Annotated in this window: 11 protein-coding genes; 9 read left to right on the plus strand and 2 right to left on the minus strand. The window is 70.0% G+C overall.

Going from position 1 to position 13,464, the window contains the following annotated elements:
• Nucleotides 1–87: 87 nt before the first annotated feature.
• Entirely contained in the window at nucleotides 88–1,374 is a 1,287-nt protein-coding gene (gene clpX / locus ACYBSK_RS05390) for an ATP-dependent Clp protease ATP-binding subunit ClpX (RefSeq protein WP_457475684.1), read from the plus strand.
• Between the two features lie 78 nt (nucleotides 1,375–1,452).
• Here the strand turns inward: clpX and ACYBSK_RS05395 are convergent, their stop codons facing one another.
• On the minus strand, nucleotides 1,453–2,493 hold the full coding sequence (locus ACYBSK_RS05395) for a hypothetical protein (RefSeq protein WP_457475685.1): 1,041 nt from the start codon (nucleotides 2,491–2,493) through the stop codon (nucleotides 1,453–1,455).
• A gap of 116 nt (nucleotides 2,494–2,609) precedes the next feature.
• Here ACYBSK_RS05395 and ACYBSK_RS05400 point away from each other — a divergent pair, with 116 nt between their 5' ends.
• Together ACYBSK_RS05400 and ACYBSK_RS05405 are read left to right on the plus strand one after the other, a co-directional pair.
• Nucleotides 2,610–5,240 carry a valine--tRNA ligase gene (locus ACYBSK_RS05400; RefSeq protein WP_460245340.1) on the plus strand — a complete coding sequence of 877 codons (2,631 nt, stop codon included), beginning with the start codon at nucleotides 2,610–2,612 and terminating at the stop codon, nucleotides 5,238–5,240.
• 120 nt (nucleotides 5,241–5,360) lie between these two features.
• The gene (locus ACYBSK_RS05405; protein ID WP_460245341.1) at nucleotides 5,361–6,533 is read left to right on the plus strand and encodes a sensor histidine kinase; all 1,173 of its coding nucleotides are present in this window, start codon (nucleotides 5,361–5,363) and stop codon (nucleotides 6,531–6,533) included.
• Nucleotides 6,534–6,606: 73 nt separating this feature from the next.
• On the opposite strand, the gene ACYBSK_RS05410 is transcribed toward ACYBSK_RS05405, so the two are convergent.
• The gene (locus tag ACYBSK_RS05410) at nucleotides 6,607–7,626 is read right to left on the minus strand and encodes a rod shape-determining protein (protein WP_457475688.1); all 1,020 of its coding nucleotides are present in this window, start codon (nucleotides 7,624–7,626) and stop codon (nucleotides 6,607–6,609) included.
• A 133-nt stretch (nucleotides 7,627–7,759) separates the two neighbouring features.
• Between ACYBSK_RS05410 and folC the strand changes: the two genes are divergently transcribed.
• The 6 genes from folC to mreD all read left to right on the plus strand — a co-directional run bounded on the left by folC (nucleotide 7,760) and on the right by mreD (nucleotide 13,379).
• The gene (gene folC, locus ACYBSK_RS05415; protein WP_460245342.1) at nucleotides 7,760–9,289 is read left to right on the plus strand and encodes a bifunctional tetrahydrofolate synthase/dihydrofolate synthase; all 1,530 of its coding nucleotides are present in this window, start codon (nucleotides 7,760–7,762) and stop codon (nucleotides 9,287–9,289) included.
• A gap of 6 nt (nucleotides 9,290–9,295) precedes the next feature.
• Nucleotides 9,296–9,628, plus strand: a complete 333-nt coding sequence (locus tag ACYBSK_RS05420) for a DUF4233 domain-containing protein (protein WP_457475690.1) — start codon at nucleotides 9,296–9,298, stop codon at nucleotides 9,626–9,628.
• Nucleotides 9,629–9,734: 106 nt separating this feature from the next.
• Nucleotides 9,735–10,148, plus strand: a complete 414-nt coding sequence (ndk, locus tag ACYBSK_RS05425) for a nucleoside-diphosphate kinase (protein WP_457475691.1) — start codon at nucleotides 9,735–9,737, stop codon at nucleotides 10,146–10,148.
• A 399-nt stretch (nucleotides 10,149–10,547) separates the two neighbouring features.
• Complete coding sequence (locus ACYBSK_RS05430; RefSeq protein ID WP_266719674.1) at nucleotides 10,548–11,567, plus strand: rod shape-determining protein; 1,020 nt, start codon at nucleotides 10,548–10,550, stop codon at nucleotides 11,565–11,567.
• 153 nt (nucleotides 11,568–11,720) lie between these two features.
• Nucleotides 11,721–12,680, plus strand: coding sequence for a rod shape-determining protein MreC (gene mreC, locus ACYBSK_RS05435; protein WP_457475692.1), 960 nt, complete (start codon nucleotides 11,721–11,723; stop codon nucleotides 12,678–12,680).
• Nucleotides 12,681–12,698: 18 nt separating this feature from the next.
• A complete protein-coding gene (gene mreD / locus ACYBSK_RS05440; protein ID WP_457475693.1) occupies nucleotides 12,699–13,379 on the plus strand; it encodes a rod shape-determining protein MreD in 681 nt (226 codons plus the stop codon).
• Nucleotides 13,380–13,464: the final 85 nt, after the last annotated feature.

Genomic DNA, 13,464 nt, shown 5'->3' on the forward strand with positions numbered 1-13,464 from the left:
CGAACGGGGGGCCCGGCAAGGTACCGTCGGATACAGGCACCAGGAGCCGCTGAACGTGGCGTCTCCCAGGCGAAGGGGAAGCACCTCGTGGCACGCATCGGTGACGGCGGCGATCTGCTCAAGTGCTCGTTCTGCGGAAAGAGCCAGAAGCAGGTCAAGAAGCTCATCGCAGGCCCCGGTGTGTACATCTGCGACGAGTGCATCGACCTCTGCAACGAGATCATCGAGGAAGAGCTCGCCGAGACGAGCGAAGTGCGCTGGGAAGAACTTCCCAAGCCGCGCGAGATCTACGAGTTCCTCGAGAGCTACGTCGTAGGACAGGAAGCCGCCAAGAAGGCCCTGTCCGTCGCGGTGTACAACCACTACAAGCGCGTCCAGGCCGGCGAGAACGGCGGGGCGAACGGGCGGGACGACGCGATCGAACTCGCGAAGTCCAACATCCTTCTTCTCGGTCCCACCGGCTCGGGAAAGACGCTCCTCGCGCAGACGCTGGCGCGGATGCTCAACGTCCCGTTCGCCATCGCCGACGCGACGGCGCTGACGGAGGCGGGATACGTCGGCGAGGACGTCGAGAACATCCTGCTGAAGCTGATCCAGGCGGCCGACTACGACGTCAAGAAGGCCGAGACCGGGATCATCTACATCGACGAGATCGACAAGGTGGCCCGCAAGTCGGAGAACCCGTCGATCACGCGCGACGTGAGCGGCGAGGGCGTCCAGCAGGCGCTCCTCAAGATCCTTGAGGGCACCACCGCCTCGGTCCCGCCGCAGGGCGGCCGCAAGCACCCGCACCAGGAATTCATCCAGATCGACACGACGAACGTGCTGTTCATCGTGGGCGGCGCCTTCGCCGGACTGGAGAAGATCATCGAGTCGCGGGCGGGCGCCAAGGGCATCGGCTTCGGCGCGACCCTCCACTCCAAGCGCGAGCTGGAGGAGAAGGACCAGTTCCAGGAGGTCATGCCGGAGGACCTGGTGAAGTTCGGGATGATCCCCGAGTTCATCGGCCGCCTCCCGGTCATCACCTCCGTGCACAACCTCGACCGCGAGGCGCTGCTCCAGATCCTCGTCGAGCCGAAGAACGCACTCGTCAAGCAGTACCAGCGCCTCTTCGAACTCGATGGAGTGGAGCTGGACTTCGAGCGCGAGGCGCTGGAGGCCATCGCCGACCAGGCCATCCTGCGCCGCACCGGCGCCCGCGGCCTGCGCGCCATCATGGAGGAGGTCCTCCAGTCGGTGATGTACGAGGTCCCGTCCCGCAAGGACGTGGCGCGTGTCGTCATCACGGCGGAGGTCGTCCTGTCGAACGTGAACCCGACGCTCATCCCGCGCGACGCCCGAGGCGGCGGCAGCGGCGAGCAGAAGTCGGCCTAGCGGCACAGCGGTTGGCACGAGAAGGGCCCCGGTCGGAGATCCGACCGGGGCCCTTCCGCGTACGCCCGTGCCCGGGTCCTACTCGGGGACGCGGACCTCTTCGCGCAGCTTCGCCGTCGTGTCGGCCGCCTCGCTCAGCGGCTGCTCCTCCTTGGCGACGATGGCGCCGGCGTCCGAGTACACGATGTACGTCACCGTGCTGTGGTCGCCCCAGATGCACATCGGCATCGTGAAGCTGGACGGCACGCCCGAGGTGGACGAACTGCCGCCCGGCATCTCGTACTTGGCGTTCTGGCACTTCATGACGCCGTTCTTGAAGCCGGCCGGCTCGAACTTCTCGGGGGAGCCCTCGAAGGAGACCTTGGCGCCGGCGGAGGTGCCGCCGTTCTCCTCGGACTTCTTCTTCATCTCGCTGAACATCGAGTCGACGACCTTCTCCGGGTCCTCGATCTCGCCGTACACGCCACCGAAGTTGATCGCCTTGGCCGTGGTGCCGGTGCCGGCCTCGTAGCTGGCGTTCACGCTCTTGGGGTCGGTCACGCCCCACTTCTTGGCCTCCGCGAGGTCGCTCTCGCTGAAGGTGCCGCTGCTGGAGGCGTTCGCGCTGCTCTTCTTGTACTCGCCGAGGACGGTGGCCGGCGTCGTCAGCTTGTGCGCGCCGTCGTCCTCCACGGACGAGCCGCTGCCGCCGCCGTCGCCGCCCAGGACGAAGTAGCCGCCGACACCGAGCGCCGCCACGACGACGACCGCGCCGATCACGATGCCGAGCGTCTTCTTGCCACCGCCCCCGCCCGTGGGCGGCGCCGGCGGGTACTGGCCGTAAGGAGCCTGCTGCGGCTGCCCGTACGGGCCCGGCTGCTGGGGCTGCCCGTAGCCGCCGGGCGGCTGCTGCGGCGGCTGGCCGTAGGGGTTCGGCTGCTGAGGGGGCACGCCCTGGGGGGCCTGCTGGGGCGGCTGCTGCGGGTAACCGTAGCCGGGCTGCGGAGCCTGCGGCGGCTGCCCGTACGGGCCGGGCTGCTGCGGCTGACCGTAGGGGCCCGGCTGCTGGGGCTGCTGACCGTACGGACCCGGCTGCTGGGGCGGCTGGTTACCGTACGGGCCCGGCTGGTTGTGGCTCATTGCTGGTGGTCCCTCCCGTTGCTTATGTGCTGCTGACATCCTGGCGCACGGCAGTGCGATCCGGTCCACCGGTATTCGGTTTCAGTACGAGCTTGTGACCCCTCTAAACTGGCGGCGTGACCGAGAACTCTCAGCAGCAGAACCCAGTGCCCACCTCCGAACTGCCGACCCAGTACGCGCCGGCCGAGGTAGAGGGGGCGCTGTACGAGCGCTGGGTGGACCGGGGCTATTTCGCGGCCGACGCGAAGAGCGAGAAGCCGCCGTACACGATCGTCATCCCGCCGCCGAACGTCACGGGCTCCCTGCACCTGGGGCACGCGTTCCAGCACACGCTCATGGACGCCCTCACCCGCCGCAAGCGCATGCAGGGCTTCGAGGCCCTGTGGCTGCCCGGCATGGACCACGCGGGCATCGCGACGCAGAACAAGGTGGAGCAGCAGCTCGCCGAGGAGGGCAAGTCGCGGCACGACCTGGGCCGCGAGGAGTTCGTCGACCGCGTCTGGCAGTGGAAGAACGAGTACGGCGGCAAGATCCTCGGCCAGATGCGCCGCCTCGGCGACGGCGTCGACTGGTCGCGCGAGCGGTTCACGATGGACGAGGGTCTGTCGCAGGCCGTCCAGACCATCTTCAAGAAGATGTTCGACGACGAGCTGATCTACCGCGCCGAGCGGATCATCAACTGGTGCCCGCGCTGCCTGACCGCCATCTCGGACATCGAGGTGGACTACCAGGACGACGACGGCGAGCTGGTCTCGCTGAAGTACGGCGAGGGCGACGAGACGGTCGTCGTCGCGACCACCCGTGTCGAGACGATGCTCGGCGACACCGCGGTCGCCGTCCACCCGGACGACGAGCGGTACGCGCACCTCATCGGCAAGCGCATCAAGCTGCCGCTGACCAACCGCACGATCCCGGTCGTCGCGGACACGCACGTCGACCCCGAGTTCGGGACCGGCGCCGTGAAGGTCACGCCCGCCCACGACCCGAACGACTTCGCGATCGGGCAGCGGCACGGCCTCGAGACCATGACGATCATGGACGAGCGCGGGATCATCACCGCGCCCGGCCCCTTCGAGGGTCTCGACCGCTTCGAGGCGCGCTCCGCCATCGTCGACGCCATGCGCCAGCAGGGCCGTGTCGTCGCCGAGAAGCGCCCGTACGTCCACTCCGTCGGGCACTGCTCGCGTTGCAGGACGACGATCGAGCCGCGCCTGTCGCTCCAGTGGTGGGTCAAGGTCGAGACGCTGGCCAAGGCCGCCGGTGACGCGGTCCGCGACGGCCGCGTCACGCTCCACCCCAAGGAGATGGAGAAGCGGTACTTCGACTGGGTCGACAACCTCAACGACTGGTGCATCTCGCGCCAGCTGTGGTGGGGCCACCGCATCCCGGTCTGGTACGGGCCGAACGGCGAGGTCGTCTGCGTCGGCCCCGACGAGCAGCCGCCGGGCACCGAGGCCGAGGGCTGGAAGCAGGACGAGGACGTCCTCGACACCTGGTTCTCCTCCGGCCTGTGGCCGTTCTCCACGCTCGGCTGGCCCGAGCAGACGCCGGACCTGGAGAAGTTCTACTCGACCGACGTCCTGCTCACCGGCCACGACATCATCTTCTTCTGGGTCGTCCGGATGATGATGTTCGGCCTCTACGCGATGGACGGCGAGGTCCCGTTCAAGACGGTCGCGCTGACCGGTCTCGTCCGCGACGAGAACGGCAAGAAGATGTCGAAGTCGTTCGGCAACGTCGTGGACCCGCTGGACTGGATGGACAAGTACGGCTCGGACGCGCTGCGCTTCACGCTGGCGCGCGGTGCCAACCCCGGCACCGACGTCCCGATCGGCGAGGACTGGGTCCAGGCGTCCCGGAACTTCGCCAACAAGATCTGGAACGCGACCCGCTTCGCGCTGATGAACGGCGCGACGGTCGAGGGCCCGCTGCCGGACCCGTCGCAGATGACGGCGACGGACCGCTGGATCCTCTCGCGCCTCAACAAGACGGTCGCCGAGGTCGACGCGTTCTACGACGACTACCAGTTCGCCAAGCTCTCCGACTCGCTCTTCCACTACGCGTGGGACGAGGTCTTCGACTGGTACGTCGAGCTGTCGAAGACGACGTTCATGGGCGGCGGCGAGCCGGCGAAGGTGTCCGGCCGGGTCCTCGGTGAGGTCCTGGACGTCATGCTGCGGCTGCTGCACCCGATCGTCCCGTTCGTCACGGAGACGCTCTGGACCACGCTCACGGGCGGCGAGTCCATCGTCATCGCCGACTGGCCCAAGGCCGGCGGCTTCCGCGACGAGGCCGCCGAGCAGGAGATCGCGACGCTCCAGCAGGTCGTCACCGAGGTCCGCCGCTTCAAGGGCGACCAGGGCCTCAAGGCGGGCCAGCGCGTCCCGGCCCGTCTGACCCTGGACGGCACGGCGCTCGCCGCCCACGAACCGGCGATCCGGCAGCTGCTCAAGCTCCAGCCGGAGGGCGAGGGCTTCACCGCCACCGCCACGCTGCCGGTCGCGGGCGCCGAGGTGGCGCTCGACCTCTCCGGCGCGATCGACGTCGCCGCGGAGCGCAAGCGCCTCGCCAAGGACCTCGCCGCCGCCGAGAAGGACAAGGCGCAGGCCGAGGGCAAGCTCGGCAACGAGAAGTTCCTCGGCAAGGCCCCCGAGAAGGTCGTCGAGGGCATCCGCGCCCGCCTGGCGAAGGCGGACGAGGACATCGCCCGCATCCAGGCGCAGTTGGAGCGGCTGCCGCAGGCCTGACCAGAGCCCGGCCGAAGGCCCCGGACCCGAGCGCGGGTCCGGGGCCTTCGCGCTGCCCGGCGCGCCGGATCGAGGTAAGAAAGGGAACGTACCGGGCGCACCCAGCGGAGAAGGGGCTCCATGCACGACGAGGCCGACGCGGCGGTTCCGGACGTTCCGGGGCGTCGGGTCTGGGCGCGGCTGGAGCGCTGGCGCGGCACCCCGTTCGCCGTCGACGTCGTCACGGCCGGCGGCTGTTTCGTCCTGATGAGCCTCGACATCCCCGGCCTCGCCAAGGCGGACAACGCGCTCAACGGGACGACCGCCACCGTCGTCCTCGTCCTCGGCGCCGCGACCCTGCTGCTGCGGCGCCGCGCACCGTGGGGGCCCTGGCTCCCGTTCGTCGTCGGGCTCGTCTTCCTCGGCTGGCTGCACGACGTGACGCTCGCCCAGTTCGCCCTGTACTCCGTGGCCCGCTACCGGGGCCGGGCCTCCGGCATCCTCGCCTGCTGCGGCTACCTCGTCTGGGCCTGCGCCGCGTTCGCCCTCCTCGACTGGCCGGTGCACCGCGGCGGCCAGAGCCTGAGCCAGTTCCTCGCCCTCGCCGTCCCCACGGGCGTGCTCGCCACCGGTGTCGGTGTCGCCGCGCGCCGCATCGACCTCGTACGCGCCCTGGAGGCCAAGGGCGCCGAGACCGCGCTGCTCGAAGCGGTGCAGCAGGAGCGCTCGGACGTCGCGGGCGACGTGCACGACTTCGTGGGCCGCGAGCTGACGATGCTGTCGGTACGGGCCGAGGTGCTGTCGCGGCGGGCCCGCGGCGAGCGCTGGGAGCAGGGCTTCGACGAGCTGGCCGAGACGGCGCGCAGGGCCCACCTGCTGCTCAACGAGATCGTGGTGCGCCGCGGCACCGGCGGCGGCGCCCCCACGCCCGGCCTCGACGCCCTGCCCCGGCTCGCCGAGGAGAGCGCGGCGGCCGGCAACGCCACCACGGTCGACGTGGACGACGCGGCCCGCGCCCAGTCCCCCCTGCGCCAGGCGGCGGTCTACCGCGTGGTCCAGGAGTGCCTCACGAACGCCGCGAAACACGCCCCGGGCCAACCGGTGACCGTCACGGTGACGGTCGTGGCCAACCGCCTGCGCGCCACGATCACCAACCCGCTGCCGACGACCGCACCCACGCAGCCCCCGGTCTCCACGGGCAGGGGCACGGCAGGCATGGCGGAACGCGTCCTGTCCCTGGGCGGCACCTTCAGCGCGGGCAGGACGGAGCGGTCCACGTACGAGGTGGAGGCGACTTTCCCGGCCCGGACGTAGGGGCCCTCTTCAGGGGCGCGGGGAACTGCGCGAACGCAACCACAGCGACACGGAACCTGTCGGACGAACCCGGTTACGCCGCCATCATGCGCTGCAACCCGTCGAAGTCCTCCACGCACTTCCCGCACCCCAACGCCACGGAGTCCAACGGCTCGTCGGCCACGAACACCGGAATCCCCGTGCCGGAGGCGATCCGCAGATCGAGCCCCGGCAGCATCGCGCCCCCACCGGTCAGCACGATCCCGTGCTCCATCACGTCGCCCGACAGCTCCGGAGGGCACTCCTCCAGCGTCGCCTTGACCGCCGAGATGATCGACTCCACCGGCTCGTCCAGCGCGGCCCGCACCTCCCGCACGGTCAGCTCGACCGTCTTCGGCAGGCCCGCCACCTTCTCGCGCCCCCGCACGGTGAACGCCCGCATCTCGAACGCGTCCTCTCCCGGCACCGGCCACGCCGAGCCGATCGCGACCTTGATGTCCTCGGCGGTCCGCTCACCGATCAGCAGCCCGTGCTCCTTGCGCACGAACTCCGTGATCGCCTCGTCGAAGCGGTCGCCGCCCACCCGCAGCGACTGCGAGACGACCACGCCGCCGAGGGAGATGACGGCGACCTCACTGGTGCCGCCGCCGATGTCCACGACCATCGACCCGCGCGGATCCGCCACCGGCAGCCCCGCCCCGATCGCCGCCGCCATCGGCTCCTCGATCAGGTGCACGGCCTTCCCGCCGGCCCGCTGCGCCGCGTGCACGATGGCCCGCCGCTCCACGGGCGTGACGCCGCTCGGCACGCACACCACCATGCGCGTACGGGGCCGCCGGCCCGGCACCACCTTCCGTACGAAGTGCCGGATCATCGCCTCGGCCGCCTCGTAGTCGCTGATCACGCCGCCCCGCAGCGGCCGGATCGCCGTGATGGAGCCGGGGGTGCGGCCGATGGTCTCCTTCGCCTCGCTGCCCACCGCGAGCACGTCCCCGCGCCCGCCCGACGTGCCGCCCGCCTTCACGGCGACGACCGACGGTTCGTTCAGCACGATGCCCTGACCGCGCACGTAGAGAAGGGTGTTGGCGGTGCCGAGATCGATGCCTATGTCCATGATCAGCAAGTTTGCCGGGCCGCGCGGCCTTCCGGAGGGACCAAGGTCCCGAAACGGACAGGACCAAAGTCCCGAAACCGGGCGTGGGGTGGTGTCGGGCGGACTGTCGGCGCACCTCCGTAGACTGGCGGGTGTGAGTGACCTCCCCCCGCGCGACAGCAGCGACCACGACCCCGCAGAAGCCGCCGATCCGTTCGACGAGATCGTCGGCGAAGAGACCACCCGTGACCCCGATCTCGCGGTGATCGAGGCGGGCAGCCGCACCCTGCGCGCGCAGGGCGGCCCGCCGCAGGGCGACGGCATCCCGGCCCGGCCGCAGGACCCCGAGGTCGAGAAGGCGCTGCGGGTCGTGGAGGCCGAGCTGGCCACGCGCTGGGGCGAGACGAAGCTGGAGCCGTCCGTGTCGCGCATCGCGGCGCTGATGGACGTGCTGGGCGAGCCGCAGAAGGCGTACCCCTCGATCCACATCACGGGCACGAACGGCAAGACGTCCACGGCCCGCATGATCGAGGCCCTGCTCACGGCCTTCGACCTGCGCACCGGCCGGTACACGTCGCCGCACGTGCAGTCGATCACCGAGCGCATCAGCCTGGACGGCGCCCCGATCGATTACGAGCGCTTCATCGAGACGTACGACGACATCAAGCCGTACGTGGAGATGGTCGACGCGCAGCAGGAGTACCGCCTGTCCTTCTTCGAGGTGCTGACCGGCATGGCCTACGCGGCCTTCGCCGACGCCCCCGTCGACGTGGCGGTCGTCGAGGTCGGCATGGGCGGCAGCTGGGACGCGACGAACGTGATCGACGGCTCGGTCGCCGTCATCACCCCGATCGACCTGGACCACACCGACCGGCTCGGGGAGACGCCCGGCGAGATCGCCGGCGAGAAGTCCGGGATCATCAAGCAGGACGCCACCGTGATCATGGCGCAGCAGCCCGTGGACGCGGCGCAGGTGATCCTCAAGAAGGCCGTGGAGCGGGACGCGACGGTGGCCCGCGAGGGCCTGGAGTTCGGCGTCGTCCGCCGCGAGGTCGCCGTTGGCGGCCAGCTGGTGACGCTGCGCGGGCTCGGCGGCGAGTACGAGGACGTCTTCCTCCCGCTGCACGGCGCGCACCAGGCGCACAACGCGGCGGTGGCGCTCTGCGCCGTCGAGGCGTTCTTCGGCATCGGTTCGCAGCACCAGCGCCTGCTCGACATCGACACGATCCGGACGGCGTTCGCCTCGGCGACGTCGCCGGGCCGTCTCGAAGTGGTGCGGCGCTCGCCGACCGTCGTGCTCGACGCCGCGCACAACCCGGCGGGCGCGCGGGTCACCGCGGAGGCGATCAGCGAGGTCTTCGACTTCAGCCGCCTCATCGGGGTCGTCGGGGCGAGCGGCGACAAGAACGTACGAGGCGTCCTGGAGGCCTTCGAGCCGATCTTCGCGGAGGTCGTCGTCACGCAGAACTCCAGCCACCGGGCCATGGACGCCGACGAACTGGCGGGCATCGCGGTGGAGGTCTTCGGCGACGACCGGGTGCAGGTCGAGCCGCGGCTCGACGACGCGCTGGAGGCCGCGATCACGCTCGCCGAGGAAGAGGGCGAGTACGCGGGCGGGGGAGTGCTCGTGACCGGTTCCGTGATCACGGTCGGCGAAGCCCGGCTGCTTCTGGGGAAGGGCTGATCAGCCGTGCGTACGTTGTGTTCCTCGACCCTGATCGGTGAGTTCTTCATCATCGGCTTCGCCGGGCTCGTCGCCATGAAGGACGACAGCCTGTCGGCCGGTGTGGTGTGGACCGTGTGCGGTGTCGCGATGCTGCTGAGCGTGCTGCTGTGCGGGATGGTGACGCGGCCGGGGGGAGTGCAGCTCGGCTGGGCGCTTCAGATCGCCCTGATCCTCAGCGGCTTCTACGTCCCGATCATGTTCCTCCTCGGCGTCTGCTTCGCCGGCCTGTGGTGGGCCTCGGTCCACTTCGGCCGCAAGGTCGACGAGGCGAAGGCCCGCTGGGCGGCGCAGGCCTGAGCCCCGGGACGTCGGCCTGGTCGCCGCCCGCCTGTTCCCGCGGTGGTGACGCCCTGTAACCTCTGGCGGACCCGCACCCGCCAGACCCCACGAGGAGTCCCGCACCATGTCCCAGCGCACGCTCGTCCTGCTCAAGCCCGACGCCGTACGCCGCGGCCTGATCGGCGAGATCATCGGCCGCATCGAGCGCAAGGCCGGCTGGACGATCAGCGCGCTCGAACTGCGCAGCCTGAGCCAGGAGACGCTGGAGGCGCACTACGGCGAGCACAAGGGCAAGCCGTTCTACGAGCCGCTGGTCGAGTTCATGTCCTCGGGTCCGGTCGTCGCCCTGGTCGTCGAGGGCGAGCGCGTCATCGAGGGTGTCCGCCAGCTGGCCGGCCCCACCGACCCGATCGCCGCCGCCCCCGGCTCCGTCCGCGGCGACTTCGGCAGCATTGTGCGCGAGAACCTGATCCACGCCTCCGACTCCGAGGACTCGGCCGAGCGCGAGCTGAAGATTTTCTTCCCGGATTTCGCGTAAGTCACCGCGCCGCGTAAGTCGGCGCGAATCCGGACTTCTCGCATTCCGGACTTCGCGTCGAACGGGTGAGACGCCCGGTGTCCGCTCCATGAGACCGACGGAGTTCGTTTTCTGATGTCGCGTCAGACACGGAGCGCCACTGACCAGGGGCGGCCCGAGAATTCGGGCCGCTCTTTCGCATATGCGGCCCGATTGGGGGAACGCAATCCTCCGTCGGGACGTCTGCAATAGCGGGGCGGGGGCTCCCATGCTGACAATGGCGAAGACCCTCGCGCCGTGATCGTGCAGGCGAGACTACGATGGAGCCTCCACGCCACACAGCGTCCACCCTCTCGCCTACCTGACAAGCCATCAAACGCTCCACTTGGGAAGGCCAGACGAATCCTGATGGGGAACTCAATGTCGTTCATCGGCCGTGACATGGCTGTCGACCTCGGGACCGCCAACACGCTGGTGTACGTCAGGGGTCGAGGGATCGTGCTCAATGAGCCGTCCGTGGTCGCGATCAACACCAACACCGGCGGCATCCTCGCGGTCGGCGCCGAAGCCAAGAAGATGATCGGGCGCACGCCGGGCAACATCGTGGCGGTCCGCCCGCTGAAGGACGGCGTGATCGCCGACTTCGAGATCACCGAGCGCATGCTCCGCTACTTCATCCTGAAGGTGCACAAGCGGCGCTACCTCGCCCGGCCCCGCGTCGTCGTCTGCGTGCCGTCCGGCATCACCGGCGTCGAGCGCCGCGCGGTCATCGAGGCCTCCTCGCAGGCCGGTGCCCGCCAGGTGCACATCATCGAGGAGCCCATGGCCGCGGCCATCGGCTCCGGGCTCCCGGTCCACGAGGCCACGGGCAACATGGTGGTCGACATCGGTGGCGGCACCACCGAGGTCGCGGTGATCTCGCTCGGCGGAATCGTCACGGCGCAGTCCATCCGCGTCGCGGGCGACGAGCTGGACAACGCGATCATCCAGCACATCAAGAAGGAGTACTCGCTCCTCCTCGGTGAGCGCACCGCCGAACAGATCAAGATCACGATCGGCTCCGCGTACGACCTCGACTCCGACGAACACACCGAGATCCGCGGCCGCGACCTCGTGTCCGGCCTGCCGAAGACCGTCGTCATCTCGGCGGCGGAAGTCCGCAAGGCGATCGAGGAACCGGTCAACGCGATCGTCGACGCCGTGAAGACCACCCTCGACAAGTGCCCGCCCGAGCTGTCGGGTGACGTAATGGACCGCGGCATCGTTCTCACCGGTGGCGGCGCCCTGCTGCGCGGCCTCGACGAGCGGCTCCGCCGCGAGACGGGCATGCCGATCCACATCGCCGAGGACCCGCTGGACAGCGTGGCGCTCGGCTCCGGCAAGTGCGTCGAGGAGTTCGAGGCGCTCCAGCAGGTGCTGGACGCCTCGCCGCGCAGATGATGTGAAGCGATGACGTCCGCCGTACGAGTGCCTGCCACCTCGTGCGGCGGATCGTTGATATAGAGGCAAGGCACAAGAAATCCTCCGAAGTACCGCTCGACACAACCGAGTACCGCTCGACGCAACCGATAGAGGAAGGCACGGCCGCCGCACGTGAGGGACACACGAGAGAGCCGGCTGCTCCTGGTGCTGCTGATCGCCATCGCGTTCGCACTGATCACGGTGGACATCCGCGGCGGTGAGGACTCGCCGGTCGACGGTGCCCGCCACGCCGCCGCCACGGTCTTCGGCCCGGTGGAGAACGGGGTGTCCGGTGCGGTCGACCCGATCGGCAACGCCATAAGCGCGGTCCGCGACTCCGACGAGCGGCACGGCCGCATCGGTGAACTGGAGCGGGAGAACGCCGCGTTGAAGGCCAAGCTCGGCAGCGACGACCGCAACCGCAGCAAGGTCCGCCAGCTCGACTCCATGCTCAAGACCGCGGGCGCCGGCCAGTACGGCATCAAGGGCGCCCAGGTCGTCGCCATCGGTGCGGCGCAGGGCTTCTCCTGGACCGTCACCATCGACTCCGGTGCCAACGACGGCATCAAGCGCGACATGACGGTGCTCAACGGCGACGGTCTCGTCGGCCGCGTCACCACCGTCGGACCGGCCACCTCCACCGTGCTGCTCGCCAACGACCCGGACTTCACCGTCGGCACCCGCATGGAGAAGACCGACGAACTCGGCTTCGCCTCCGGGCAGGGCGACCGCCCGCTGCGCGTGCAGCTGCTCAACGGCAAGGCCAAGGTCAAGCAGGGCGACCGGCTCGTCACCTTCGGCTCGCAGGCCGACAAGCCGTTCGTGCCCGGCGTCCCGGTCGGCCGCGTCGTCCGCGTCGACCCCTCCGGCGGCGACCTGACCCGCACCGTCTACGTGAAGCCGTACGTCGGATTCACCAAGCTCGACGTCGTCGGCGTCGTCGTCCAGGCCCCCCGCCAGGACCCGCGGGACACGGTGCTGCCGAAGAAACCCGCCAAGCCCAAGCCGACGCCCACCGTCACCGTGACGGCCACCCCGGGCGCGGACGACGCCGACGGCGCCGCCGGCAACACCGCAGACCAGCAGCAGTAGCAGGAGGAGCAAGGAATCATGCGCTTCAACCGAATGCTGCTCTCCACGGTCCTTGTCGTCGTGGCCCTCGTCGTCCAGGTCTGTGTCCTGGCCCGGCTCCAGCTCCCCGGCGCCGTCCCCGACCTGCTGCTCCTGACCGTCCTCGGCCTCGCCCTGGTCTACGGCCACGTGGGCGGCGCCTTCGTCGGCTTCGGCGCCGGACTGCTCGCCGACCTCGCCCCGCCCGCCGACCACGCCGCGGGCCGCTACGCCCTCGTGCTGTGCGTCATCGGCTACCTCGCGGGCCTCGCCAAGCCGGAGACCGGCCAGCTGCGTTCGGCGGCGGGACCCATGCTCGTGGTCGTCGGCGCCGCCATCGGCACGACCCTGCTGTATGCCGGTGTGGGCGCGCTCGTCGGTGACACCGCCGCCCGCGACGTCGGCCTCGGCAGCCTCGTCTTCACCGCGGCGCTCTACGACCTGCTGCTCGCCCCGTTCGTCGTCCCCGGCGTGATGGCGCTCGCCAGACGGGCCGAGAACGATCCGCTGGGCGACTCCTCCGGCGGCTCAGCCAAGGCCGCCGACGTCTCCTCCGGCTGGCTCTCCGGCGGGGGCACGGGCCTGAGCATCGGCGGCGGCCAGCGCGGCGGTCTGCGCATGAAGTCGGTCAAGGCGCGCGCCTCCCGCGCGGGCCGCATCAAGGGGGTCAAGCGCCTGTGAGCGCACGGCAGTTGACCGACGACCGCGCAGGCGCGCACAGCTTCGGCGTGTACACCTACTCGTACTCGTACACGTCCTCGTACTG

Source organism: Streptomyces sp. BYX5S (assembly GCF_054724165.1).